Source organism: Pseudomonas sp. GW821-FHT01A09, from assembly GCF_058986725.1.
The window spans coordinates 1-24,988 of the sequence record NZ_JBYSWB010000039.1; the positions used below are offsets into that span (position 1 = coordinate 1).

A 24,988-nucleotide genomic window follows, 5' to 3' on the forward strand; every position below is an offset into this window, starting at 1 on the left:
CCCCCCCCCCCCCCCCCCCCCCCCCCCCCCCCCCCCCCCCCCCCCCCCCCCCCCCCCCCCCCCCCCTCACTACAGGGATTGGAGGCGATCAGCTTGGGACTTTCTCGGCTTCTTCATGGGCCTGACGCAAGCGCTCGCGGCTGTTGGTCAGGTGCAGGCGCATGGCTGCGCGGGCGGCATCCGGATCCTGACGCGCGATGGCGTCGAAGATTTCCTCGTGCTCGCGGCTCAGGCGGGTCATGTAGTGCTGCTGGTCATCATGAGCCAGACGCGCCGAATTCAGCCGGGTACGAGGAATGATGCTGGTGCCCAGGTGCGTCATGATGTCGGTGAAATAGCGGTTACCGGTGGACAGCGCGATATGCAGGTGGAACTGGAAGTCCGAAGCCACCGCATCCCGCGCATGGGCGGCGCTGTCGTTGAGTGCATCCAGGGCATTGCGCATGGCCTGCAACTGCTCATCGGTACGGCGCGTGGCGGCGAGCCCTGCCGATTCCACTTCCAGGCTGATGCGCAGTTCGAGCACCGCCAACACGTCACGCAAGGTGACGATGGTCGCCGGATCGATACGAAAACCGCTGGGGCTCGGCGTGTCGAGCACGAAGGTGCCGATGCCATGGCGGGTTTCGACCTGACCCGCCGCCTGCAGCCGCGAAATCGCTTCACGGACCACGGTGCGGCTGACGCCCTGCTCTTCCATGATCGCCGACTCGGTCGGCAATTTGTCGCCACGTTTGAGCTCGCCACTGCGGATCCGCTCGGACAGCACAGTGACCAGCTCCTGAGCGAGGCTGCGGGGTTTGCGACGGGCGCGAGGTTGGGCGCTCTGGTTATCCATGGTTCTGCTTATCCGTTATAGCCATCGGGCGGTGACATACGATTGATTTCGCCATCATAGCGCATCGCGGTTGTACGACTACAGTTCACTGTTGACGCAGGCGTATCAAACCATGACCGGGCCCTGCGCCTGCAGCTGTCCGGATTCGATCCGCACGCGGCGCGGATGGAAGCGGTTGAGGCTGCTGCGATGGCCGACGCTGACGATGCTCAAACCGGGCAATTGCTTGGTCAGCCCCTCGTACAGTGCAGCTTCGTCTTCTTCGTCCATGGCCGACGTCGCCTCGTCCATGAACAGCCACTGCGGCTTGAACAGCAAGGCGCGGGCAAATGCCAGGCGCTGCTGCTCACCGGGCGACAGCAGGCTTTGCCAGTGCTGCTCCTCGTCCAGCCGTGGAATCAGTTGTTCCAGGCGGCAATCGGTCAGGGCCTGTGTATAACTCTCATCGCTGTAGGCATCGCCCGCCTGCGGATAATTGAGCGCTTCGCGCAGGGTGCCGATCGGCAGATAGGGCTTCTGCGGCAGGAACAGCAAGCGTCCTTCGGGCAAGCGAATGCTGCCGCCGCCTTCGGGCCAAAGCTCACCCATGGCGCGCAGAAGGCTGCTTTTGCCACTGCCCGAGCGACCGCTGATCATCACCCGCTCGCCCGGCGTCACGGTCATGGCCGCACCGGTCAGCAAATGGCGGGTCTGACCGATATCCAGATCAAGGTCGTTGATGACCAACGAACTGCCTTGCTGTTGCACGGCGATCGCTTGCGGATTGCGTTCGTTGGCATCCATGGCCTCGCGGAAACTCAACAGACGATCACTGGTTGCGCGCCAACTGGCCAAGGAGGTATACGCATCGATGAACCAGCTCATGTTCTCCTGCACGCTGCCGAATGCCGAGTTGATCTGCATCAGCCCGCCCAGCTCGATCTTGCCGGCGAAATAACGCGGTGCCGCGACGACAAAGGCGAACACGATGGCGATCTGGCTGTAGCCGGCAGTGAAGAATGTCAGCTGCTTTTGCACCCGCATCGTCGACCAGTAGTTGCGCCAGATGTCACCGAAGCGATTGCTCAGCTGCTGATGCTCGTTGGCCTCGCCCTTGTACAGCGCGATGCTCTCGGAGTTTTCCCGCACGCGAATCATCGAGAAACGCAGATTCGCTTCATAGCGCTGTTGACGGTTGCTCAGGCCGATCAAACGGCGGCCGATCAGGTGAGTCAACCAGCTGCCGACGATGGCGTAGAGCAACGCGCACCAGAACATGTAGCTGGGAATATTGAAGCCGAACACTTCGATGTCGCCCGACACGCCCCACAGAATCACCGAGAACGACACCAGGCTGACGATATTGCGCAGCAAGCCGATGCTCAGGCTCAGCGTGTCGGAGGTAAAGCTGTTGAGGTCTTCGCTGATGCGCTGGTCAGGGTTGTCGGTGTGATAGCGGCGTTCGAGATGGTAGTAATTCTTGTGCTCGAGCCAACGGCTGAAGTGCTGCTCGGTGAGCCACTTGCGCCAGCGGATGGTCAGCATCTGAGTCAGATACAGGCGATACACTGCACCCAGGATGGCGACGGCGGCGATGCCGCAGAAATTGAGGATCAGGTGCCAGAACTCGGGCTGGTTCTTTTCCTGCAAGGCGTTATAGAAATCCTTGTACCAGTTGTTCAACCAGACGGAGATGCCGACGCTGAACAACGACAGGGCGATCACCGCGATCAGCAGCGCCCAGGCCTTGCCTTTTTCCTCGCTGCGCCAATAAGGCACGATGAGCTTCCAGACCTTACGAAAAAAATCACCGCGTACGGCGTCATTACCCGCCGTGGTTTCTGCGTTTCGATTCATATTCAGGCTCGATTACCAGAAAGCCAGCCACAGTGGCCCGTCCTGGGCGCCCGGGCTGCAGGGGATAGCGAAGGGCAGGCGCTCAGCGCCGAACCGGGCGTTTCTGTAGTTTGCGCTGCAGGGTGCGGCGGTGCATGCCCAGCGCGCGGGCGGTGGCCGAGATATTGCCCTCGTGCTCACCCAGTACGCGCTGGATATGCTCCCATTGCAGGCGGTCGACCGACATGGGATTGTCGGGCACCAGGTTGTCGAGGTCAGCGTGCTCGGTGAGCAACGCGGCCAGCACGTCGTCGGCGTCGGCCGGCTTGCACAGGTAGTTGCAGGCGCCGCGCTTGATCGCTTCGACCGCGGTGGCGATGCTGGAATAGCCGGTGAGAATCACCACGCGCATTTCCGGATCGAGTTCCAGCAGCTTGGGCAGCAGCACCAGGCCGGAGTCCCCTTCCATCTTCAAGTCCAGGGCGGCGAAATCGGGCAGATCATCCTTGGCGATCTCCAGCCCTTCGTCGGCGGACCCGGCGGTGCTCACCCGAAAGCCGCGGCGGCTCATGGCGCGGGCCATGACGCGGGTAAAGGTAGCGTCGTCATCGACCAGCAGCAGGTGCGGCAGCTCTTCGCTTTCTACCTGGTTTTCATCACTCATGTCTGTCTCCTCGGGCGTCACGGGGCAGGCGCAGCTCGGTCAATGTGCCGCCCTCTTCATGACTATAGAGTTTTACCGAGCCGCCTGCGCGAGTCACGCTGGCCTTGCTCAGAAAAAGGCCCAGGCCGAAGCCCTTGCCTCCTTTGGTGGTCAGGAAAGGTTTACCTATTTGTTCAGCAATTGCTACCGGGACGCCGGGCCCGCGGTCGCGAATATGGATGAAGATGTTTTCATCGTCCCAGTCGACCTTCACGCCGAGGTCGTCAGGGCAGGCATCGGCGGCGTTGTTGAGCAGATTCAACAAGGCCTGGGTCAGGTCCGGTGCGGGCGCCAGGGTCGGTACGGCGCCTTCGCCCAGGCGCGCGAACCGATAAGTGGCCTCGGGACGCATCAGGTGCCAGCGGTTGAGCGCCTCGTCGAGCCAGAAGGTCACCTCCTGCTCGACCACCGCCTGGCGACGATTGGCCTCGGCGGCGCGGACCAGCTGCTGCAGGGTCTCCTTGCAGAGCTTGACCTGGTCCTGAAGGATCGACAGGTCTTCCTGCAGCTCGGGGTCGGGGTGGTCCTTGCGCATTTCCTTGAGCAGCACGCTCATGGTCGACAGCGGCGTACCCAACTCGTGGGCGGCGCCGGCGGCCTCGGTGGCCACCGCCAGCAATTGCTGGTCACGCAGGCCTTCCTCGCGGCGTTCGGCGCGCAGTTGCTCCTGGCGGCGCAACTCTTCAGCCATTTTCGCGGCGAAAAAGGTGATTACCGCCGCGGCCAGGGCGAAACTCAGCCACATGCCGTAGATCTGCATGCTTTCGCGACCGATCACAGTGGGTTCCAGCGGGTGGAAGCTGACCAGCATGAAGGTGTAGCAGGCCAGCGCGACTCCGGTGAGGATCAGCGAATACACCCAGCGCAGGGTGACCGCCGCGATGGTCAAGGGCACCAGGTAATAGGAGACGAAGGGGTTGGTGGAGCCCCCCGAGTAATACAGCAGCGCACTGTGGATCAACAGATCGCAGGCCAGTTGCACGGCGTATTCCAGTTCGGTGACCGGCAGGGAGGTGCGCAGGCGCAACGCCGTCAGCAGGCACAGGCCCATGGAGCAACCGAGGGTCACGCTCAGCGCCAGCCAGGGCAGCGGCAGCAAATGGGTCAGATAGGCGAAGCCCACCGAGCCAGCTTGTGCGGCCAGTACCAGGATGCGTACGAAGGTCAGGCGCCAGAGATTCTGACGGGTAGCGGACAGTGGTAATACGGGGGCGAGCATGAGCTCTCCTGATGAGTGCTCCACGTGGATCGGCAAGTATAACCAAATCGTACCCTTTCAGCGGCGCGATGCGGCAAACGGCCACATATCCAGGGAACCCACCTGCACCTTCGAACTCTGTTTGGCATACCCTTGCACCCTACTACACGACAACAAGGAGTGACCGCCCATGCTTCGCACGACCCCATTGATCCTCGGCGCCAGTCTGCTGATCAGCCTGCCGGCGCTGGCCGACGAGCCGCGCTACAACCAGATTTCCCTGCGCGCCGAAGTCAGCCAGGAGGTGCCCCGCGACCTGATGATGGTGACCCTCTACACCGAGGCGCAAGACGCCGACGCCGGCAAACTCGCCGGCCAGATCAGCGAAACCCTCAACAAGGCGCTGGCCGAGGCCCGGCAGGTCAAGGCCGTGACCATTCGCCAGGGCAGCCGCAACAGCTACCCCATCTATGACGACAAGGGCCAGGCCATCACCGGCTGGCGCGAGCGCGCCGAGCTGCGCCTCGAAAGCGCCGACTTTCCGGCCCTGTCCAAGCTCACCGGCGAGCTGCTGACCCAACTGAAAATGGGTGGCATGGACTTCAGCATCGCCCCGGCCACGCGCAAGGCCAGCGAAGACGCCCTGCTCAAGGACGCCGTGGCGGCCTTCAAGGCCCGCGCCCAGCTCGCCACCGATGCGCTGGGTGGCAAAAGCTACAAGGTGGTCAACCTCAACCTCAACAGTGCCGGTTACCCACAGCCCTTCGCCCGCGCGCCGATGATGATGAAAGCCGCCCGCGCCAGCGACGCCGTGACCCCGGATGTCGAGGCCGGCACCAGCGATGTCAGCATCAACGCCGACGGTACTATTGAAGTGCAGATGCCTTGAGGTGACTGCACCGGCCTCTTCGCCAGCAAGCTGCGCTCCCACAGTGTAGGAGCAGGGCTTGCCCGCGAAGGCGCCATCCGCATCAACGGCAATGGTCCTGACTCCCCCGGAGAACCCGCAATGCTCAAACCCCTGCTTCTGACCACCGCCCTGCTCGCCTGCGCCCCTCTGGCCCAGGCCGCGAGCACCCTGGTCTATTGCTCCGAAGCCAGCCCCGCCGGCTTCGACCCCAGCCAGTACACCAGCGGTACCGACTTCGACGCCTCGGCCGAAACGGTCTTCAACCGCCTGACCCAGTTCAAGCGCGGCAGCACCGAAGTCGAGCCAGGCCTGGCGACAAGCTGGGACGTCACCCCGGACGGTCTGACCTATACCTTCCACCTGCGTCAGGGCGTCAAGTTCCACACCACCGACTATTTCACCCCCGGCCGCGACTTCAACGCCGATGACGTATTGTTCACCTTCCGCCGCCTGCTCGACCCCGACCAGCCGTTCCGCAAGGCCTATCCATCGGAGTCGCCGTACTTCTCCGACATGGACCTCAACACCACCATCGCCTCGGTCGACAAGACCGACGCGCAAACCGTGGTGTTCAAGCTCAACCACATCGACGCCGCGTTCATCCAGAACCTGGCCATGAGCTTCGCCTCCATCCAGTCCGCCGAATACGCCGACCAGTTGCTCAAGCAGGGCAAGGCCGAGGACATCAACCAGAAGCCCATCGGCACCGGCCCGTTCGTGTTCAAGCGCTACCAGAAGGATTCGCAGATCCGCTACACGGCCAACAAAAGCTACTGGAGGCCCGAGGACGTGAAGATCGACAACCTGATCTTCTCGATCAACACCGATCCGGCCGTGCGCCTGCAGAAGCTCAAGACCGGCGAATGCCAGGTCAGCGGCTACCCACGCCCCAGCGACATCACCCTGATGGAGCAGGATCCGCACCTGCAGGTCTTGCATCAGCCGGGTTTCAACCTCGGTTTCCTGGCCTATAACGTCACCCACAAGCCGCTGGATCAGCTCAAGGTGCGTCAGGCGCTGGACATGGCCATCGACAAGCCGGCGATCATCAAGGCGGTATATGGCCAGGCCGGACAACTGGCGAGCAATGCCTTGCCGCCGGGCCAGTGGTCCTTCGATCCGTCCATCAAGGACGCGCCCTACAATCCGGACAAGGCCAAGGCCCTGCTCAAGGAAGCGGGCATAGCCCCCGGCACCGAGATCAATCTGTGGGCCATGACGGTACAGCGCGCCTCCAACCCCAATGCGCGGATGTCGGCGCAGATGATCCAGAGCGACTGGGCCAGGATCGGCATCAAGGCCAATATCGTCAGCTACGAATGGGGCGAGTACATCAAGCGCGCCAAGGCCGGCGAGCACGACGTGATGATCTACGGCTGGACCGGCGACAATGGCGACCCCGACAACTGGCTCGGCGTGCTCTACAGCTGCGCCGCCGTCAAGGGCAGCAACTACGCCAAATGGTGCGACCCGGCCTACGACAAGCTCATCCAGCAGGCCAAGACTACCAGCGACCGCGACACCCGCGTGCGCCTGTATCAGCAGGCCCAGCAGATCCTCAAGGCCCAGGTGCCGATTACCCCGATCGCCAACTCGGTGGTCTACCAGCCCATGCGCAAAGAGGTCCGCGACTTCAAGATCAGCCCCTTCGGTCTGACGCCTTTTTACGGCGTCAGCCTGCAGCCTTGAGCCTCGGCGCCCCATTTCAGAGCCTTCGGCTTCGAGATGGGGCGCCACGCCGGGCAAATGCCGCAACCTCGTCTTTACTTGCACATACAAGATTGTAATTAGTTATACACAAGCGACATTCCAGTACGCCCGTACTACATTTTTGCCCTTCTCCCGCCCTTAGGCATTGCAACGGTATGAGCCCTGCATAAGTATCCGCAGGGACGACTCATAAGGTCGCCCTCTTAATTAAAATGACAACACTGAGGCCACCATGCTCAAACACGCGGTCATTCCGTTCATTCTCGGCGCAGGTTTGCTCGCCAGTACCCCCTTCGCCCAGGCGGCGACCAACCTGGTGTTCTGCTCCGAAGGCAGCCCCGCGGGCTTCGACCCTGGCCAGTACACCACCGGTACCGACTTCGACGCCTCGGCTGAAACCATCTTCAACCGTCTGTCGCAGTTCGAGCGTGGCGGCACCGCCGTCGAGCCGGGCCTGGCCACCAGCTGGGATGTGTCCCCGGATGGCCTGACCTACACCTTCCATCTGCGCCAGGGCGTCAAGTTCCACACCACCGACTACTTCAAGCCGACCCGCGACTTCAACGCCGATGACGTGCTGTTCACCTTCAACCGCATGCTCGACAAGGACATGCCGTTCCGCAAGGCCTACCCCACCGAGTTCCCGTATTTCACCGACATGGGCATGAACGACAACATCACCAAGGTCGAGAAGGTCGACGACAGCACCGTAAAGTTCAGCCTCAAGGAAGTCGACGCCGCCTTCATCCAGAACATGGCCATGAGCTTCGCCTCGATCCAGTCCGCCGAATACGCCGCGCAGCTGCTCAAGGAAGGCAAGCCCGAGGACATCAACCAGAAGCCGATCGGCACTGGCCCGTTCGCGTTCAAGAGCTATCAAAAAGACTCCAACATCCGCTACGTCGGCAACAAGAGCTACTGGAAGCCTGAAGACGTGAAGATCGACAACCTGATCTTCGCCATCACCACCGACGCCTCGGTGCGCATGCAGAAGCTCAAGAAGAACGAGTGCCAGGTCACCCTCTTCCCGCGCCCGGCCGACATCGAGCCGCTGAAGAAAGACCCGAACCTGAAGATGCCTGAACAGGCCGGCTTCAACCTCGGCTACATCGCCTACAACGTCACCCACAAGCCGCTCGACAAGCTCGAAGTGCGTCAGGCGCTGGACATGTCGATCAACAAGCCGCAGATCATCGACTCGGTGTACCAAGGCGCCGGCCAACTGGCGGTCAACGCCATGCCGCCGACCCAATGGTCTTACGACAAGAGCATCAAGGACGCCCCCATGGACGTCGAAAAAGCCAAGGCCCTGCTGAAAAAGGCCGGCGTTGCCGATGGCACCGAAATCCAGCTGTGGGCCATGCCCGTGCAGCGTCCGTACAACCCCAACGCCAAGCTGATGGCTGAAATGCTGCAGTCGGACTGGGCCAAGATCGGCATCAAGGCCAAGATCGTCAGCTACGAATGGGGCGAGTACATCAAGCGCGCCAAGGCCGGCGAGACCGACGCCATGCTCATTGGCTGGAGTGGCGACAACGGTGACCCGGACAACTGGCTCGGCACCCTGTTCGGCTGCGACGCGGTCAACGGCAACAACTTCGGCAAATGGTGCGACCCGGTTTACGACAAGCTGATCAAGCAGGCCAAGTCCACCCCGGATCAAGCCAAGCGTACCGAGCTGTACGAACAGGCGCAGAAGTACCTGAAGAGCCAGGTGCCGATGACGCCTATCGCGCACTCCACCGTCTACCAACCGATGCGCAACAACGTCCAGGACTTCAAGATCAGCCCCTTCGGTCTGAACTCGTTCTACGGCGTCAGCATCAAGTAATCCCCCCACCGCGACCTTTGCAGTGCCTTCGGGTGCTGCACGGGGAGCGGCCGGCCTGAAAAAAACAACGCTGCGATGACGCCTGCAAGATTTTCGCCCAGCTCTGACGGGGCCCTCAGATTTTTCCTACAAGCTGCGGCGATTCCTCTGATTTACACGACCTCCATGGCTACTTAGTTTCCGGGGGCAGTTCTCCCCCAACGACAAGAAGGAAAAGCCATGCGTCACGCTTTCATGTTCGCCACGACCCTTGCGCTCGCCGCGCAATCCGGCCTGAGCCATGCCGCACCCAGCAGCCTGGTGTTCTGCTCCGAAGGCAGCCCGGCGGGCTTCGATACCGCGCAATACACCGGCGGCACCGACAACGACGCCGCCGAGCCGCTGTACAACCGCCTCGCCGAGTTCGAAAAAGGCGGCACCGCGGCCATCCCGGCGCTGGCAACACGCTGGGACATTTCCGAAGACGGCCTGACTTATACCTTCCACCTGCGCGAAGGGGTCCAGTTCCACAGCAGCAAGGCCTTCGTGCCCAGTCGCCACTTCAACGCCGACGACGTGCTGTTCACCTTCAACCGCATGCGCGACCCACAGCACCCGTTCCGCCAGGCCTACGCCACCGAGTTCCCGTACTTCGTCGGCATGGGCCTGCACGAGAACATCGCCAACATCGAGAAGACCGACCCGCTGACGGTGGTGTTCACCCTCAAGGAAGTCGACGCCGCGTTCATCCAGAACCTGGCGATGAACTTCGCCTCGATTCTGTCCGCCGAGTACGCCCAGCAACTGCTCGACCGCGGCAAGCCGAGCGACATCAACCACCAGCCGATCGGCACCGGGCCCTTTGCCTTCCAGCGCTACCAGAAGGACTCGCAGATCCGCTACGTGGCGCACAAAGGCTATTGGGACCCGAGCCAGGTCAAGCTCGACCAGTTGATCTTCTCGATCAACACCGATGCCTCGGTGCGCATGCAGAAGCTGCGCAGGAACGAATGCCAGGTCACCCTCAACCCACGTCCGGCGGATCTGCCGGCGCTCAAGCAGGACCCCAAGCTGAAGGTCGTCGAGCAGGCCGGCTACAACCTCGGCTACGTCGCCTACAACGTCGAGCGCGCGCCGTTCGATCAACTGCAGGTGCGTCAGGCGCTGGACATGGCAGTCGACAAGCAGGCGATCCTCGATACCGTGTTCCAAGGCGCCGGCCAGCGCGCGGTGAATGCCATGCCGCCGACGCAGTGGGGCTATGACCACAGCATCAAGGACGCCTCTTACGATCCGGTCAAGGCCAAGGCCATGCTGGAAGCCGCCGGGGTCAAGCCGGGCACCGAGATCACCCTTTGGGCCATGCCTGTGCAGCGCCCCTACAACCCCAACGCCAAGCTGATGGCCGAGATGCTGCAGGCCGATTGGGCCAAGGTCGGCATCAAGACGCGCATCGTCAGCTACGAGTGGGGCGAGTACCTCAAGCGCGTGAAGAACGGCGAACACGATGTCGCACTCATGGGCTGGACCGGCGACAACGGCGATCCGGACAACTGGCTGGGCACCCTCTACAGCTGCGCTGCGGTCGGGTCCAACAACGCCAGCCGCTGGTGCGACGCGCCCTATGACGCGCTGGTGACCAAGGCCAAGCAGTTGACCGACCGCGAGGCTCGCAGCGACCTGTACAAACAGGCCCAGCAACGCCTCAGGAGTCAGGTGCCGATGACCCCGATCGCCCACTCCACGGTCAGCCAGCCGCTGAGCGTCAAGGTCGCCGACTTCCATGTCAGCCCATTCGGGCGCAACGATTTCAGCGGCGTTTCGCTCGTTGATTGAGATTCACCGTGCAGTTCCCGAACGCACCAAGACGTCCGGGGTTAATAAGAAAAGGAGCGACACCATGCATTTCAAGAAGATTTCTCTGCTGGCCCTGTCCATCGGCACCTTCAGCCTCGGCGCTGAAGCACGATCCGAGGCCGAAACCGCCCCCGAAGTCGAGGGCCGTGGCTTTCAAGCCACCCGTTTCAAGAGCACCAATGCCCAGGCCGACGCCAAGGGCTTCGTCGAAGAGCAATCCCTGAGCGGCTGGACGCGCAATTTCTTCGCCCAGGAACGCACCCAGCGCGACACGCGCTTTTCCATCAACAAGGGCAATGGCCGCAGCGAAACCACGCGCCTGCGGGAAACCTGGACCCAAGGCACGGTGCTCGACTACAACTCGGGCTTCACCCAGGGCACCGTCGGCATCGCGGCGCAAGTTGCGGCCTATAACGAAATCGCCCTGCAGCAGGGCAAAGGCCGCATCGCCGGCGGCGGCAACCGCACCCTTACCCACAGCGACGGCGACGCGGTCAAGCAATGGAGCAAGCTGGGCCTGGCCAACCTCAAGGCCCGTGTCTCCAACACCACACTGACAGCCGGGCGCATGGCCTACAGCTCGCCCATCGTCGATGTGATCGGCAACCGCGCCTTGCCCTCGAGCTTCGAAGGGCTGGCCATCAACAGCGCCGAGTTCGACAACCTGACGTTCGACTTCGCCGCCTTCGACCGCGTCTCGCCGCGCACCGAGCAGAGCCAGACGCGCTTCGTCAGCGAATACGCCGACCGCTCGATCACGGCGGATCGGGTGGCCCTGGCTGGCCTCAGCTATCAGCCGTTCCACAACCTGGGCACCAAGCTCTACGCCGCCAGCGTCAAGGACTTCTGGAACCAGTACTACCTCAACATCGCGCACTCGGCCGGCGACAACGCCAGCCTGCAACTCGATACCGCGTTCAACTACTACAAGACCCGCGACACCGGCCAGCGCAAGCTCGGCGCCATCGACAACAACACCTACAGCCTGAGCTTCACCGCCAGCCACAAGGCCCACAGCCTGATGCTGGCGTATCAGGAGGTGGACGGTAACGAGTACTTCGATTACCTGCATGAAACCAACGGCATCTACCTGGCCAACTCGCTGTTCTCGGACTTCAACGGGCCCAACGAGAAGTCGGTGCAGCTCGCCTATGGCCTGGATATGTCCGGCTACGGCGTGCCGGGCCTGGCGATGAACATCTACACCGCCCGCGGCTGGGGCATCGACGGTACGCACTACAAGGGCGGTGCCTATGACGTGCTGAAGATGGATGGCGAAAAACACGTCGAGTATGGCATCGGCGCCAGCTACGTGATCCAGAGCGGCGCCCTGAAGAACAGCCGTATCAAGGCGACTTATGCGACCCACCGCGCCAGCGCCAATCAGGCCGATGGCAGCCTGAGAGAGCTGCGCGTGGTCACGCAGATTCCATTCAACCTGCTGTAACCCACGGCTGCGGTCGATTCGACGGATCGGCCGCAGCGACTAATCTGCACTTGAGCGAAGAGGGTTCCAATGAAAGCGCATCCACTCCAGGCAGCACTCGCGGTAGCCCTGCTGAGTCTCTCCGGCGGCCTGCTGGCCAAACCGCTGGTGGTCTGCACCGAGGCCAGCCCCGAAGGCTTCGACATCGTCCAGTACACCGCTGCGACGACCGCCGACGCGGTTTCGGAGACCATCTTCAACCGGCTGGTGGATTTCGTGCCCGGCACCACTGATATCCAGCCGGGCCTGGCCAGCAGTTGGGACATCAGCGCCGACGGCCTGACTTACACCTTCCACCTGCGCTCGGGCGTCAAGTTTCAGACCACCGCCTACTTCAAGCCGACCCGGGAATTCAACGCCGACGATGTGATGTGGAGCTTCGAGCGCCAACTCGACCCCAAGCACCCGTGGCATGAACAGACCAGCTTCGGTTACCCCTATTTCGAAACCATGGGCTTCAAGGACCTGATCGCGCGCATCGACAAGGTCGACGAACACACCGTCACCTTCACCCTCAAGCGTGCCGAAGCGCCGTTCCTGCGCGACATGGCCATGGGTTTCACCTCGATCTACTCGGCCGAATACGGCGACCAGTTGCTCAAGCAAGGCAAGCAGGCCGACCTCAACAGCAAGCCGGTCGGCACTGGCCCGTTCATCTTCAGCCGCTACAACAAGGACGCCCAGGTGCGCTACCGGGCCAATCCGGACTACTACAAGGGCAAGCCGCCGGCCGATCCGCTGGTGTTCGCCATCACCGTGGACAGCAACGTGCGCATGCAAAAGCTGCGCGCCAACGAATGCCAGGTGGCCGTGTACCCCAAGCCGGAAGACATCAAGACGCTCAAGGCCGACGCGAATCTGCACGTCGCAGAGATGGACGCATTGATGACCAGCTTTCTGGGCATCAACACCCAGCACAAGTACCTGAGCGACATCCGCGTGCGCGAGGCCATCAGCCTGGCGCTCGACAAACAGAATTTCGTGCGCACCCTCTTCGGCGAAGGCAACGCCACGCCAGCCGTCGGCCCCTACCCCACCACCTTGCTGGGGTATAATCGCGCGCTCGTGGATAGCCCCTACGATCCGGCCCGTGCCCGCGAACTGCTCAAGCAGGCGGGCGTGCCCGAAGGTACCGTGCTGACCGTGTTCACCCGCAACGGCGGCGGCGCGACCAACCCCAATCCGGCGCTGGGGGCGCAGTTATTGCAGGCTGACCTGGCCAAGGTCGGGCTCAAGCTGGATATCCGCGTGCTGGAATGGGGCGAGCTGCTCAAACGCTTGAAGAGCGGCGAGCACGATCTGGGCTTCTATGGCTGGGCCGGCGACAACGGCGACCCGGACAACTTCCTGACCCCGAACCTGAGCTGCGATGCCGCCAGCAACGGCGAAAACATCGCCCGCTGGTGCGACAAGGACTTCGATGCACTGTTGGCCAGCGCCCGCGCCACCACTGAACCGGCCAAGCGCGCGGCACTCTATGAACAGGCGCAGGTGATTTTCCAGCAGCAACACCCGTGGATCGCCCTGGCCTACCCCAGGCTGTTCACGGTTTTACGCACCAATGTCGAAGGCTTTCACATAAGCCCACTGACCAATAACAACTTCGCCACCACGTATGTGAAGTGAAGACAACGCGGCTCCAAGACCCTATCCGGGCCTTGGAGCCGCATGCCTAGCCGGCTGATGAGGTATCACGAAAGATGTTGAGTTTTATTGCCCGCCGATTGGGATTGCTGATCCCTACCTTCTTCGGCATCACTCTGTTGACGTTCGCGCTCATCAGGATGATCCCCGGAGACCCCGTCGAAGTAATGATGGGCGAACGCCGCGTGGATCCCGAAATGCACGCGCAGGCCATGGAACGGCTGGGTCTGAACAAACCGTTGTATGCCCAGTATCTGGATTACGTGGGCAAGCTGGCCCATGGTGATCTGGGCGAATCGCTGCGCACCCGCACCAGCGTCTGGGGCGAATTCAAGACGCTGTTCCCGGCCACGCTGGAGCTGTCCATCGCGGCGTTGATCTTCGCCGGGGTGTTCGGTCTGCTGGCCGGGGTCATCGCCGCCCTCAAGCGAGGCTCGCTGTTCGACCATGGGGTCATGGGCATCTCCCTGGCGGGGTATTCGATGCCGATCTTCTGGTGGGGGCTGATCCTCATCATGTTCTTCTCGGTGAGCCTGGGCTGGACACCGGTGTCGGGGCGCATCGACCTGCTCTACGACATCGAGCCGCGCACCGGCTTCATGCTCATCGACACCCTGTTCAGCGACGATCAAGGCGCCTGGCTCGACGCGCTGCGTCACTTGATCCTGCCGTCGATCGTGCTCGGCACCATCCCGCTGGCGGTGATCGCGCGCATGACCCGCTCATCGATGCTCGAAGTCCTGCGCGAAGACTACGTGCGCACCGCCCGGGCCAAAGGCCTGTCGCCGGCCCGCGTGGTGTTCGTGCACGGCCTGCGCAACGCGCTGATTCCGGTGCTGACGGTGTTCGGTCTGCAAGTCGGCACCCTGCTGGCAGGCGCCGTGCTGACCGAAACCATTTTCTCCTGGCCGGGCATCGGCAAATGGCTGATCGAAGCCATCGGCGCCCGCGACTACCCCGTGGTGCAGAACGGCATTCTGTTGATTGCCTGCCTGGTCATTCTGGTCAATTTCGTCGTGGACATCCTCTACGGCCTGGCCAATCCACGTATCCGTCATCAGCGCTGAGACCCTAAACATGAGTACTCCAACCCCGGCGGTCGCAGTCGATCAAAGCCTGCTGTACCCCTCCCCCTACAAGGAATTCTGGCAAGCGTTCGCCAAGAACAAAGGCGCCGTTGCCGGCTTGCTGTTCATGATCCTGATCGTGTTCTGCGCGCTGTTCGCTCCGTGGGTAGCCCCTCACGACCCCAGCGAGCAGTTCCGCGATGCGCTGCTCACCCCGCCGGCCTGGCTCGAAGGCGGCCAGTGGCAATACCTGCTGGGCACCGATGAGTTGGGCCGTGACCTGCTCTCGCGGTTGATCCACGGCTCGCGACTGTCGCTGCTGATCGGTTTGTCATCGGTGGTGATGTCGCTGATTCCGGGGATCTTGCTGGGCCTGATCGCCGGGTTCTTCCCGCGCATCATGGGGCCCTCGATCATGCGCCTGATGGACGTGATGCTGGCCCTGCCCTCGCTGCTGCTGGCCGTGGCGATCGTCGCCATCCTCGGCCCTGGCCTGATCAATACCGTGATCGCCATCGCCGTGGTCTCGCTGCCGTCCTACGTGCGCCTGACCCGGGCCGCAGTGATGGGCGAACTGAACCGTGACTACGTGACCGCTGCGCGCCTGGCAGGTGCCTCGCTGCCACGGCTGATGTTCATCACCGTGCTGCCCAACTGCATGGCGCCGCTGATCGTGCAGGCCACCTTGAGCTTCTCGTCGGCAATCCTCGACGCCGCCGCGCTGGGCTTTCTGGGCCTGGGCGTGCAACCGCCGACACCCGAGTGGGGCACCATGCTCGCCTCGGCGCGGGACTACATCGAACGCGCCTGGTGGGTCGTGAGCCTGCCGGGGCTGACCATCTTGCTCAGCGTGCTGGCAATCAACCTGATGGGCGACGGACTGCGCGATGCGCTGGACCCGAAACTCAAGAATGCCGCCTGAGGAGCCGACCATGTCACTGTTGAATATTTCCAATCTCTCGGTGCGCTTCGGCGACCGTAACGCGGTACCGGTGGTCGACGGCCTCGACCTGCAGGTCGACAAGGGCGAAGTGCTGGCGATCGTCGGCGAATCCGGCTCGGGCAAGTCGGTGACCATGATGGCCCTGATGGGCCTGATCGATGCGCCCGGCATCGTCACCGCCGACTCGCTGGTGTTCGATGGCAACGATATGCTCAAGCTCAGCAGTCGCCAACGCCGCAAGGTGGTGGGCAAGGACCTGGCGATGATTTTCCAGGACCCGATGACCGCCCTCAATCCGAGCTACACCGTGGGTTTCCAGATTGAAGAAGTGCTGCGCCAGCACCTTGGCATGTCCGGTAAAGCGGCGCGCCAACGGGCGCTGGAACTGCTGAAAAAGGTCGAGATCCCAGCCCCGGAAAGCCGTCTCGATGCCTATCCCCATCAGCTGTCCGGCGGCATGAGCCAGCGCGTGGCGATCGCCATGGCCATCGCCGGCGAACCGAAACTGCTGATCGCCGACGAACCCACCACCGCCCTGGACGTGACCATTCAGGCGCAGATCATGGAGCTGCTGCTCAACCTGCAACAAGAGCAGAACATGGCGCTGATCCTGATCACCCACGACCTCGCCGTGGTCGCCGAGACCGCCCAGCGCGTGTGCGTGATGTACGCCGGCCAGGCCGTCGAAGTGGGCCAGGTGCCGCAACTGTTCGACCTGCCGGGCCATCCATACAGCGAAGCGCTGCTGGCGGCGATCCCCGAGCACAGCGAAGGCGCCGAACGCCTGGCGACCCTGCCCGGCATCGTCCCCGGCCGCTATGACCGCCCACAAGGCTGCCTGCTGTCGCCTCGCTGCCCCTATGTGCAGGAAAACTGCCGCACTCAGCGCCCCGGTCTCGATCCGAAGACCCACAGCCTGGCCCGTTGTTTCTATCCGTTGAACCAGGAGGTGGCGTGATGAGCGTCGTACTGACCGCCCGTGACCTGACCCGTCACTACAATGTCTCCACCGGCCTGTTCAAACCCCACGCCGTGGTCCGCGCGCTCAATGGCGTGTCTTTCGAGCTGGAAGCCGGCAAGACCCTCGCCGTAGTGGGCGAGTCGGGCTGTGGCAAGTCCACCCTGGCCCGCGCCCTGACGCTGATCGAGGAGCCCTCGTCCGGCTCGCTGCAGATCGCCGGCCAGGAAGTGCATGGCGCCAGCAAGGCCGAACGCAAGCAATTGCGCAAGGACGTGCAGATGGTCTTCCAGAGCCCCTATGCCTCGCTCAACCCGCGGCAGAAGATCGGCGACCAGTTGGGCGAGCCGCTGCTGATCAACACCTCGCTAAGCAAGGCCGAGCGCCGTGAAAAGGTCCAGGCGATGATGCAGCAGGTGGGCCTGCGGCCCGAGCATTATCAGCGCTATCCGCACATGTTCTCCGGCGGCCAGCGCCAGCGTATCGCGCTGGCGCGGGCGATGATGCTGCAGCCCAAGGTGCTGGTGGCGGATGAGCCGACCTCGGCGCTGGACGTGTCGATTCAGGCCCAGGTGCTCAACCTGTTCATGGACCTGCAGCAGCAATATCAGACCGCCTATGTGTTCATTTCCCACAACCTCGCGGTGGTGCGCCACGTGGCCGACGATGTGTTGGTGATGTACCTCGGCCGCCCGGCGGAGATGGGTCCCAAGGAGGACCTGTACACCCGGCCGCTGCACCCCTATACCCAGGCGCTGCTCTCCGCCACGCCGACACTCAAGCCGGACCCGCTCAAGCCGAAGATCAAGATCGTCGGCGAACTGCCCAACCCGCTCAATCCGCCTTCCGGCTGCGCCTTCCACAAGCGCTGCCCCTATGCGACGCAACGTTGCAGCGACGAAGTGCCGGAGTTTCGCAAGGTGGACACGCGGCAGGTGGCGTGTCACTACGCGGAGCAATTCTTGTAACCGGGTCCGCCCCTGTAGCGAGGGGGCTTGCCCCCGAAAAATCTTTCAACCCCCGACGATGGGGCTGAATGGAACATTTTCGGGGGCAAGCCCCCCCGCTACAGGGGATCATCGGCCGCGCAGGATTTCGATCAGCGTCAGACAATGCTGCAAACTCGCCGATACATCCCCGGCCCGGTGGCTGAGGATGATCGGCGAGGTGGCATTGGCTTCTTCCAGACTGGCATAGCCAATGTCATCACGGTGCAGAATGCGCACCGACTCCGGCACCAAGGTTATCCCTATCCCTGCCGCGATCAGGCCGATGGCGGTCTGCAGCTCATTGGTCCATTGCACCACCTTGATCTGCAAGCCATGGCTGGCGAACAGGCCCAGCACATGGTCGGCATAGCTCGGGCGTGGGTTGCCGGGGTACAGCACGAAGGGTTCGTCGGCCAGTTCCGCAAGGCTCACCGTATGGCCGAGCAGTCGATGCCCGGCGGGCAGCACCGCCATCAGCCGTTCTTCGGACAGCACCTGCTGGACCACCGCGCTGTCATCGATATGGATACGCCCGAAGCCGACATCGATGCGCCCGGCCTTGAGCGCCTCGACCTGCTGCTTGGTGGTCATCTCGCTTAGTCCCAATTCCAGCTCCATCACGCTGTCGTCGGCACGCAAGCGGCGGATCAGCTCCGGCAGCACCCCGTAGAGCGTCGACGGCGCGAAACCGATGCCCATCCAGGTCTTCTGCCCCAGACCGATGCGTCGCGTGTTGTCACGCAGGGTATCGAGTTGGTGCAGCAGCGCGCTGCTGTGCTCGTGAAAATAACGCCCTGCCTCGGTCAGCCGTAACGGCCGGCTGCGCTCCAGCAGGCTGACCCCGACTTCGTCCTCGAGCTGCTGAATCTGCCGGCTCAGCGGTGGCTGGGCGATGTGCAACTGCTCGGCCGCACGGGTGAAATTCAACGTCTGCGCCACCGCCTGAAAATAGCGCAAGTGCCTGAGTTCCATGAATGCCTCTCTCTGCCATACCCTGAAGGTATCAAACCAGACCCATTCTATATTGGATTTCCCCTTTGAACAGGCAGCACACTCGATCCCATAACAAACAAACCTGACGGGTATCGCAATGTCCCTTCCAGTGATCGAGTCGATCGAGACGATCATCGTCGACCTGCCGACCATTCGCCCACACAAGCTGGCGATGCACACCCTGCAGCGGCAGACGCTGGTGGTGATCCGCCTGCGCTGCTCCGATGGGGTCGAAGGCATCGGTGAAGCCACCACCATCGGCGGCCTGAGTTACGGCAATGAAAGCCCCGAGAGCATCAAGACCAATATCGATGCGCACCTGGCGCCGATGCTCATCGGTCAGGGGGCCAGCAATATCAACGCCGCCATGCTGCGCATCGAGCGCATCGCCCGCGGCAACACCTTCGCCAAATCCGGCCTGGAAACCGCCCTGCTCGACGCCGAAGGCAAGCGCCAGGGCGTGGCGGTCAGTGAGTTGCTGGGTGGCCGCGTACGCGACAGCCTGTCAGTGGCCTGGACGTTGGCCAGCGGCGACACCGCGCGGGACATCGCCGAGGCGGAAAAAATGCTCGATATCCGCCGCCACCGCATCTTCAAGCTGAAGATCGGCGCTGGTGAAGTCGACAAGGACCTGGCCCACGTGATTGCCATCAAGCGCGCCTTGGGTGATCGCGCTAGCGTGCGGGTCGATGTCAATCAGGCGTGGGACGAATCGGTAGCGCTGCGAGCCTGTCGGGTACTGGGCAGCAACGGCGTCGATCTGGTGGAGCAGCCGATTTCACGCAACAACCCGGCCGGCATGGCGCGCCTGTCGCTCAGCAGCCCCATCCCGATCATGGCCGACGAATCCATCGAATGCGTCGAAGACGCCTTCAACCTGGCACGCATCGGCGCGGGCACCATCTTCGCCCTCAAGATCGCCAAGAATGGCGGGCCGCGCGCCGTACTGCGCACCGCCGCCATCGCTGACGCTGCCGGTATCGGCCTGTACGGCGGCACCATGCTCGAGGGCGGTATCGGCACCCTGGCGTCGGCCCACGCCTTTATCACCTTGCCGCGGCTGAGCTGGGACACCGAGCTGTTCGGCCCCCTGCTGCTGACCCAGGACATCATCGCCACGCCCGTGGAGTACCGCGATTTCCACCTGCACGTGCCCAACCTGCCGGGGCTGGGCCTGGAGTTGGACGAAGAGCGCCTGAGCTTCCACCGCCGCGACGCCGCGCACACCTTGCACAGCCACAGCTAAGGAGACGACCCATGCTGTTTCACGTCAAAATGACCGTCAATCTGCCGGTGGACATCGACCCCGACCAGGCGGCCGACCTCAAGGCCCGCGAGAAAGCTCTCGCACAACAGCTTCAGGACCAGGGCAAATGGCGCCATCTGTGGCGCATCGCCGGGCTGTATGCCAACTACAGCGTGTTCGACGTCGCCGATGCCCAGGAGCTGCACGACCTGCTGATGCAATTGCCGCTGTATCCGTACATGGCGATAGAAATAAACGCCCTGTGCCGACACCCTTCTTCGATCCACGCAGACGACCGCTGATCGGCCATGTACTGATCAGCAGCAATAATAAATACAAGATGAGGCGCCAATCATGACTGTGAATATCTCGCAAACCGAACCCGTACAACTGTTTTTGCAAGAAGCCGCCGGTGTGCTCAACGACGGTGGCAATCCACGGGTCAAGACCTTGATTCACCGGATCCTCAAGGACGCGGTGAATATCATCGAGGATCTGGACGTGACCCCGGAAGAATTCTGGAAGGCCGTCAACTATTTGAACGTGCTGGGTGCGCGCCAGGAAGCCGGCTTGCTGGCGGCCGGCATTGGCCTGGAACACTACATGGACCTGCAACTCGATGCTCAGGATGAACAAGCGGGGCATCTGGGTGGCACCCCGCGCACCATCGAAGGCCCGCTGTACGTGGCCGGTGCGCCGCTGAGCAACTTCGAGGCGCGGCTGGACGACGGTACCGATCCCGGCGTGCCGCTGTTCATGCAGGGCCAGGTCAAGGATGTCGACGGCAACCCCGTGGCCGGCGCCATCGTCGACGTGTGGCAGGCCAATACCGGTGGCACCTATTCGTACTTCGACCCGAGCCAGTCGGAATTCAACCTGCGCCGGCGCATCGTCGCCGATGCCCAGGGTCGCTATCGTTTTCGCAGCATCGTGCCCTCGGGTTACGGCTGCCCGCCGGATGGTCCGACCCAGGCCCTGCTCGATCAGCTGGGTCGTCATGGTCAGCGTCCGGCGCACATCCACTTCTTTATTTCGGCACCGGGGCATCGTCACCTGACCACACAGATCAATCTGGCAGGCGACAAGTATCTGTATGACGATTTCGCCTATGCCACGCGTGACGAGCTGGTAGCGAAGATATATTTCAGTGAGGATCGCGCGGCAGCGGCGGCTTATGGGATAGACGGCAAGTTCGCCGAGATCGACTTCGACTTCACCTTGCAAGTTACCGAGGAAGAAGCCGAGCAACGGCGGCGTCAGCGGGTGCGGGCGTTAGAGGCTTGAGTTGATGGGAAGGCGCGCCCTCTGACTGCTTGAGGCAGAGGTGCGCCTGTTTACGTGTTACTTGTTACGTGTTCGCTATGCGACGGATTGGTGTGCTCCAGCGGGCTTGTCCTCAGCACTGGTACCCGGCTGCATACCATCAGAGACAATCTGTGGATTTACCGATTTGGCCTGTTGCGGACACGCATCCATTACTTGCTTCATATACTTGATAAACTCTTGCTGCGTGGAGCGATCCAAGGCTTTTAATTGAAAGCCATTAAAGAAGCGATTGTGCTCTTGTTCCTCGGTTGAGACGACGGAATCCGTGTTGGCAATTTGTGTTGGTCGTGTTTCAGACTCAGTGGTGTTTACTATACGGCGGCCGGCGTCAACATACCCTACTGAACTGGAAAGGGAGGGAGGGTTCCCCCCCTGACTGCGAAGTGAGCCAAGACGCTGTGACAACGTTTCATATTTAACGCTTTTAGCTTCCAGCTCTGAAGCTCTTATCTTAAGCTTCGCCACCTCACCCAACCCATTCTTTATCGCTGACTCAAAAGGCCTGGGGTTGTGCATGCCCCCCACTTTGGTGGCGTCCTTCAGCCCGATATTTTTACTCATATCTCCCCATTCGGATATGAATTGACCACGTGCACTCTCAATATGGTCTATACGACTCTCCTTTTGAGGAATTTCAGTCTCAATTCTTTTAAGGCTGCTGGATGCAGAAGCCTGCTTGCCGTTTATAAGCTTTTTCGCAAACTGATAATCCGCCTCACTCTTCCCTGCCAATTCAACAGCAGCATTGGTGCTCTTGAAAACATGAGCATGCAAATAAGTTACGATTTTCATAATAAACAACCTCTCGTGATAGTTGACAAACCCGCCCATTACCCCACAAACGGGAAAATGCCAACTACCACAAAACGCCAACGGCCCCGCGTAAATACTCCTTACAAAAAAGGGGTGGCCCAAGCCACCCCCCTCTTCTCATCAATGATGTTCCCGCGTCGCGCGGAATTTGACATCCGGCCAGCGCTCTTCCATCAGCGCCAGGTTGACTCGGGTCGGGGCCAGGTAGGTCAGGTGGCCACCGCCATCCACGGCCAGGTTCTCGACCGCCTTGTTCTCGAATTCCTCGAGCTTCTTTTTATCCGCGCATTCGATCCAGCGCGCCGAGTACACGGTGATCGGCTCGTAGGCGCATTCGACCTTGTACTCTTCCTTCAAGCGGCTGGCGACCACATCGAACTGCAGCACACCCACGGCGCCGAGGATGATGTCGTTGCTGCGGGTCGGGAAGAACACCTGAGTGGCGCCCTCTTCGGCCAGCTGTTGCAGGCCCTGGCGCAGCTGCTTGGACTTGAGCGGGTCCTTCAAGCGTACCCGGCGGAACAGCTCCGGAGCGAAGTGCGGGATACCGGTAAAGCCCAGTGCCTCGCCTTCGGTGAAGGTGTCGCCGATCTGGATGGTGCCGTGGTTGTGCAGGCCGATGATGTCGCCGGCCCAGGCCTCGACCAATTGCTCACGCTCGGAGGAGAAGAACGTCAGCGCGTCGCCGATGCGTACGTCCTTGCCGGTGCGCACGTGGCGCATCTTCATGCCCTGGTCGTATTTGCCCGAACAGATACGCATGAAGGCGATACGGTCGCGGTGTTTAGGGTCCATGTTCGCCTGGATCTTGAACACGAAGCCGGTGAATTTCTCCTCGACCGGCTCGACCGTCCGCTCGTTGGCCACACGGGCCAGCGGGCGTGGCGCCCAGTCGACCACGGCATCGAGCACGTGATCGACGCCGAAGTTGCCCAGCGCGGTACCGAAGAACACCGGCGTCAGCTGGCCGTTGAGGAACTCGTCCTGATTGAACTCGTGGCAGGCACCCTGCACCAGTTCCAGTTGCTCGACGAAGCGATCGTATTCGTCGCCCAGATGGGCGCGGGCCTCATCGGAGTCGAGCTTCTCGATGATCTTGGTCTCGGTGCGCTCATGGCCGTGCCCGGGGGTGTAGACGATGATGTAGTCGTCGGCCAGGTGGTACACGCCCTTGAAATCGCGGTAGCAACCGATCGGCCAGGTGACCGGCGCGGCCTTGATCTTGAGGACGGCTTCGATCTCGTCGAGCAGTTCGATCGGGTCGCGGATGTCGCGGTCGAGCTTGTTGATGAAGCTGACGATCGGCGTGTCGCGCAGGCGGCACACGTCCATCAGGGCGATGGTCCGCGGCTCGACGCCTTTACCGCCGTCGAGCACCATCAGCGCCGAGTCCACTGCAGTCAGGGTGCGGTAGGTGTCTTCCGAGAAGTCTTCGTGACCGGGGGTGTCGAGCAGGTTGATCATGTGCTCGCGGTAGGGGAACTGCATCACCGAGGTGGTGATGGAAATGCCGCGCTGCTTCTCCATTTCCATCCAGTCGGAGGTGGCATGCCGGTCGGACTTGCGCGACTTCACGGTGCCGGCGATGGCAATGGCCTTGCCCATCAGCAAGAGTTTCTCGGTGATGGTGGTCTTACCGGCGTCCGGGTGGGAAATAATGGCGAAGGTGCGGCGTTTCGCGACTTCGGCGGCCTGTTGGGTCATGGGAAATCGCCTGCGAGGTGATTCAAAAAAGGGCGCAGATTATAGCCCAAAGGGGGGCGAGCTGGAACCATGAGTCCCGCTCGCCGGTCGCCCCTTGCTCAAGCGGTCGCCAGGGCCGCCTCGGGTAGCCGCAGCGCGGCCGTATGCGGGCGGTACAGCATGACGCGGTAGGTTCCCAGACAGATCACCCAGCAGAAAATCGCCGCCCAGATATTGTGTGACAAAAAGTGCGCCCCTTGGATCATCCGCACGCCGGAGAACAGTGTCCCCAGCCCGAACGCGAACAGCAGGCCAGCGCGAGCCAGCCGGGGGCTACGGTCACGCAGCACAAAAAACAGTGCAAACAAGGCAAACCCGGTGGCGGCATGCCCGCCCGGCCAGCAACGGCCCGCTTCGACGACCGCCGCCGGACGGTGTTCGAACAACTTGCTGTAGGTCTCTTTGCCGCCGAATTCGGTCAGGTCCCAAGGACACTGCACGCCCGTCACGGTTTTCAGTGGCGGGGTGTAGCTGGTGGCCAGGGTCATGGCGACGACCAAGCAGGCCAGTTCCTTGCGAATCGGCATCAAGCGCATGACCTTGAAGCTGGCAAAGTAGCCCAGCGCGCCGATCAGGCCGATGGCAATCACCAACTGCTTGGCCCGGTCGTGGAGGATGTTTTCCAGCCAGAAGCTGTGTCTGCCGATGAATCCATGCTCGGCGGGGATGTAGAACAGCTTCTCGATGTCCATATCGATGTTGGTCAGTTCCAGCAGGCACAACGCGATGGCGATGATGGCTGGAACACCCAGGCAGATCCAGACATTCAGCGGACGTGACGGGGGACGCGCAAGAGTCGATGACATGAGGGGGGACCACAGTGAAAAGAATCGGCACCTCGCGGCGTGAAGGCCATGAGGCTCGAGTACTACCAGGCTGCGCGGCAGCATGGCTCTGACACTGTTGGTTACCTATCAACTGGAAGTGAAAAAAGCGTCA

The 24,988-nt window shown here is 62.0% G+C and carries 21 protein-coding genes; 13 read left to right on the forward strand and 8 right to left on the reverse strand.

Features of this window, described 5'->3' with window-relative positions; translation table 11 throughout:
* Positions 1-88 precede the first annotated feature (88 nt).
* The 4 genes from AC3WJP_RS26990 to AC3WJP_RS27005 form a co-directional block, all read right to left on the reverse strand.
* Positions 89-838: a FadR/GntR family transcriptional regulator gene (locus AC3WJP_RS26990; RefSeq protein WP_493722556.1), complete on the reverse strand. Its 750-nt coding sequence runs from the start codon at positions 836-838 to the stop codon at positions 89-91.
* 105 nt (positions 839-943) lie between these two features.
* Positions 944-2,674, reverse strand: a complete 1,731-nt coding sequence (locus AC3WJP_RS26995) for an ABC transporter ATP-binding protein/permease (RefSeq protein ID WP_493722555.1) — start codon at positions 2,672-2,674, stop codon at positions 944-946.
* A gap of 82 nt (positions 2,675-2,756) precedes the next feature.
* Positions 2,757-3,317, reverse strand: coding sequence for a response regulator transcription factor (locus AC3WJP_RS27000; protein ID WP_226507405.1), 561 nt, complete (start codon positions 3,315-3,317; stop codon positions 2,757-2,759).
* Positions 3,310-4,575 (reverse strand): ATP-binding protein, encoded by a 1,266-nt coding sequence (locus tag AC3WJP_RS27005; RefSeq protein WP_493722554.1) that lies wholly within the window; start codon positions 4,573-4,575, stop codon positions 3,310-3,312. Before AC3WJP_RS27005 ends, AC3WJP_RS27000 begins: the two co-directional genes overlap by 8 nt.
* A 169-nt stretch (positions 4,576-4,744) precedes the next feature.
* On the opposite strand from AC3WJP_RS27005, the gene AC3WJP_RS27010 reads away from it, so the two are divergent.
* From AC3WJP_RS27010 to AC3WJP_RS27055, 10 genes are all read left to right on the forward strand, one after another.
* The gene (locus AC3WJP_RS27010; RefSeq protein ID WP_493722553.1) at positions 4,745-5,443 is read left to right on the forward strand and encodes an SIMPL domain-containing protein; all 699 of its coding nucleotides are present in this window, start codon (positions 4,745-4,747) and stop codon (positions 5,441-5,443) included.
* Positions 5,444-5,563: 120 nt separating this feature from the next.
* Positions 5,564-7,153: an ABC transporter substrate-binding protein gene (locus tag AC3WJP_RS27015; RefSeq protein ID WP_493722552.1), complete on the forward strand. Its 1,590-nt coding sequence runs from the start codon at positions 5,564-5,566 to the stop codon at positions 7,151-7,153.
* 253 nt (positions 7,154-7,406) lie between these two features.
* Positions 7,407-9,005, forward strand: coding sequence for an ABC transporter substrate-binding protein (locus tag AC3WJP_RS27020; protein ID WP_493722551.1), 1,599 nt, complete (start codon positions 7,407-7,409; stop codon positions 9,003-9,005).
* Positions 9,006-9,224: 219 nt separating this feature from the next.
* Positions 9,225-10,820, forward strand: a complete 1,596-nt coding sequence (locus AC3WJP_RS27025) for an ABC transporter substrate-binding protein (protein WP_493722550.1) — start codon at positions 9,225-9,227, stop codon at positions 10,818-10,820.
* Positions 10,821-10,884: 64 nt separating this feature from the next.
* Positions 10,885-12,288, forward strand: coding sequence for an OprD family outer membrane porin (locus tag AC3WJP_RS27030; RefSeq protein ID WP_493722549.1), 1,404 nt, complete (start codon positions 10,885-10,887; stop codon positions 12,286-12,288).
* Between the two features lie 69 nt (positions 12,289-12,357).
* Positions 12,358-13,953 (forward strand): ABC transporter substrate-binding protein, encoded by a 1,596-nt coding sequence (locus AC3WJP_RS27035; RefSeq protein ID WP_493722548.1) that lies wholly within the window; start codon positions 12,358-12,360, stop codon positions 13,951-13,953.
* A 74-nt stretch (positions 13,954-14,027) separates the two neighbouring features.
* Complete coding sequence (locus AC3WJP_RS27040; RefSeq protein ID WP_493722547.1) at positions 14,028-15,038, forward strand: ABC transporter permease subunit; 1,011 nt, start codon at positions 14,028-14,030, stop codon at positions 15,036-15,038.
* A 10-nt stretch (positions 15,039-15,048) separates the two neighbouring features.
* Positions 15,049-15,960 carry an ABC transporter permease subunit gene (locus AC3WJP_RS27045; RefSeq protein ID WP_493722546.1) on the forward strand — a complete coding sequence of 304 codons (912 nt, stop codon included), beginning with the start codon at positions 15,049-15,051 and terminating at the stop codon, positions 15,958-15,960.
* A gap of 10 nt (positions 15,961-15,970) precedes the next feature.
* Entirely contained in the window at positions 15,971-16,939 is a 969-nt protein-coding gene (locus tag AC3WJP_RS27050) for an ABC transporter ATP-binding protein (RefSeq protein ID WP_493722545.1), read from the forward strand.
* A complete protein-coding gene (locus AC3WJP_RS27055) occupies positions 16,939-17,907 on the forward strand; it encodes a peptide ABC transporter ATP-binding protein (protein WP_493722544.1) in 969 nt (322 codons plus the stop codon). The genes AC3WJP_RS27050 and AC3WJP_RS27055 overlap by 1 nt, the downstream gene beginning before the upstream one ends.
* Positions 17,908-18,015: 108 nt before the next feature.
* Here AC3WJP_RS27055 and AC3WJP_RS27060 read toward each other — a convergent pair whose 3' ends face one another.
* Positions 18,016-18,900, reverse strand: a complete 885-nt coding sequence (locus AC3WJP_RS27060; RefSeq protein WP_493722543.1) for a LysR family transcriptional regulator — start codon at positions 18,898-18,900, stop codon at positions 18,016-18,018.
* 118 nt (positions 18,901-19,018) lie between these two features.
* Between AC3WJP_RS27060 and AC3WJP_RS27065 the strand changes: the two genes are divergently transcribed.
* Genes AC3WJP_RS27065 through catA form a run of 3 tightly spaced genes read left to right on the forward strand, consistent with a single transcriptional unit; the run spans position 19,019 to position 21,451 of the window.
* Positions 19,019-20,167, forward strand: coding sequence for a muconate cycloisomerase family protein (locus AC3WJP_RS27065; RefSeq protein ID WP_493722542.1), 1,149 nt, complete (start codon positions 19,019-19,021; stop codon positions 20,165-20,167).
* Positions 20,168-20,178: 11 nt separating this feature from the next.
* A complete protein-coding gene (gene catC / locus AC3WJP_RS27070) occupies positions 20,179-20,469 on the forward strand; it encodes a muconolactone Delta-isomerase (protein ID WP_493722541.1) in 291 nt (96 codons plus the stop codon).
* A gap of 52 nt (positions 20,470-20,521) precedes the next feature.
* Positions 20,522-21,451: a catechol 1,2-dioxygenase gene (catA, locus tag AC3WJP_RS27075; protein WP_493722540.1), complete on the forward strand. Its 930-nt coding sequence runs from the start codon at positions 20,522-20,524 to the stop codon at positions 21,449-21,451.
* Positions 21,452-21,526: 75 nt separating this feature from the next.
* Here catA and AC3WJP_RS27080 read toward each other — a convergent pair whose 3' ends face one another.
* The 3 genes from AC3WJP_RS27080 to AC3WJP_RS27090 all read right to left on the reverse strand — a co-directional run bounded on the left by AC3WJP_RS27080 (position 21,527) and on the right by AC3WJP_RS27090 (position 24,855).
* On the reverse strand, positions 21,527-22,285 hold the full coding sequence (locus tag AC3WJP_RS27080; protein ID WP_493722539.1) for a hypothetical protein: 759 nt from the start codon (positions 22,283-22,285) through the stop codon (positions 21,527-21,529).
* A 141-nt stretch (positions 22,286-22,426) separates the two neighbouring features.
* Positions 22,427-24,010: a peptide chain release factor 3 gene (locus AC3WJP_RS27085; RefSeq protein ID WP_493722538.1), complete on the reverse strand. Its 1,584-nt coding sequence runs from the start codon at positions 24,008-24,010 to the stop codon at positions 22,427-22,429.
* 98 nt (positions 24,011-24,108) lie between these two features.
* Positions 24,109-24,855, reverse strand: a complete 747-nt coding sequence (locus tag AC3WJP_RS27090) for a phosphatase PAP2 family protein (RefSeq protein WP_493722537.1) — start codon at positions 24,853-24,855, stop codon at positions 24,109-24,111.
* Positions 24,856-24,988: the final 133 nt, after the last annotated feature.

Excerpts from the sequence above, each read along its gene's own strand:
- AC3WJP_RS27080 (WP_493722539.1), bottom strand. The coding sequence starts at position 22,285 with ATGAAAATCGTAACTTATTTGCATGCTCATGTTTTCAAGAGCACCAAT.
- AC3WJP_RS27040 (WP_493722547.1), top strand. The coding sequence starts at position 14,028 with ATGTTGAGTTTTATTGCCCGCCGATTGGGATTGCTGATCCCTACCTTC.
- AC3WJP_RS27000 (WP_226507405.1), bottom strand. The coding sequence starts at position 3,317 with ATGAGTGATGAAAACCAGGTAGAAAGCGAAGAGCTGCCGCACCTGCTG.
- AC3WJP_RS27085 (WP_493722538.1), bottom strand. The coding sequence starts at position 24,010 with ATGACCCAACAGGCCGCCGAAGTCGCGAAACGCCGCACCTTCGCCATT.
- AC3WJP_RS27025 (WP_493722550.1), top strand. The coding sequence starts at position 9,225 with ATGCGTCACGCTTTCATGTTCGCCACGACCCTTGCGCTCGCCGCGCAA.
- catA (WP_493722540.1), top strand. The coding sequence starts at position 20,522 with ATGACTGTGAATATCTCGCAAACCGAACCCGTACAACTGTTTTTGCAA.
- AC3WJP_RS27060 (WP_493722543.1), bottom strand. The coding sequence starts at position 18,900 with ATGGAACTCAGGCACTTGCGCTATTTTCAGGCGGTGGCGCAGACGTTG.
- catC (WP_493722541.1), top strand. The coding sequence starts at position 20,179 with ATGCTGTTTCACGTCAAAATGACCGTCAATCTGCCGGTGGACATCGAC.
- AC3WJP_RS27090 (WP_493722537.1), bottom strand. The coding sequence starts at position 24,855 with ATGTCATCGACTCTTGCGCGTCCCCCGTCACGTCCGCTGAATGTCTGG.
- AC3WJP_RS26990 (WP_493722556.1), bottom strand. The coding sequence starts at position 838 with ATGGATAACCAGAGCGCCCAACCTCGCGCCCGTCGCAAACCCCGCAGC.
- AC3WJP_RS27005 (WP_493722554.1), bottom strand. The coding sequence starts at position 4,575 with ATGCTCGCCCCCGTATTACCACTGTCCGCTACCCGTCAGAATCTCTGG.
- AC3WJP_RS26995 (WP_493722555.1), bottom strand. The coding sequence starts at position 2,674 with ATGAATCGAAACGCAGAAACCACGGCGGGTAATGACGCCGTACGCGGT.
- AC3WJP_RS27035 (WP_493722548.1), top strand. The coding sequence starts at position 12,358 with ATGAAAGCGCATCCACTCCAGGCAGCACTCGCGGTAGCCCTGCTGAGT.
- AC3WJP_RS27045 (WP_493722546.1), top strand. The coding sequence starts at position 15,049 with ATGAGTACTCCAACCCCGGCGGTCGCAGTCGATCAAAGCCTGCTGTAC.
- AC3WJP_RS27010 (WP_493722553.1), top strand. The coding sequence starts at position 4,745 with ATGCTTCGCACGACCCCATTGATCCTCGGCGCCAGTCTGCTGATCAGC.
- AC3WJP_RS27050 (WP_493722545.1), top strand. The coding sequence starts at position 15,971 with ATGTCACTGTTGAATATTTCCAATCTCTCGGTGCGCTTCGGCGACCGT.
- AC3WJP_RS27065 (WP_493722542.1), top strand. The coding sequence starts at position 19,019 with ATGTCCCTTCCAGTGATCGAGTCGATCGAGACGATCATCGTCGACCTG.
- AC3WJP_RS27020 (WP_493722551.1), top strand. The coding sequence starts at position 7,407 with ATGCTCAAACACGCGGTCATTCCGTTCATTCTCGGCGCAGGTTTGCTC.
- AC3WJP_RS27055 (WP_493722544.1), top strand. The coding sequence starts at position 16,939 with ATGAGCGTCGTACTGACCGCCCGTGACCTGACCCGTCACTACAATGTC.
- AC3WJP_RS27030 (WP_493722549.1), top strand. The coding sequence starts at position 10,885 with ATGCATTTCAAGAAGATTTCTCTGCTGGCCCTGTCCATCGGCACCTTC.
- AC3WJP_RS27015 (WP_493722552.1), top strand. The coding sequence starts at position 5,564 with ATGCTCAAACCCCTGCTTCTGACCACCGCCCTGCTCGCCTGCGCCCCT.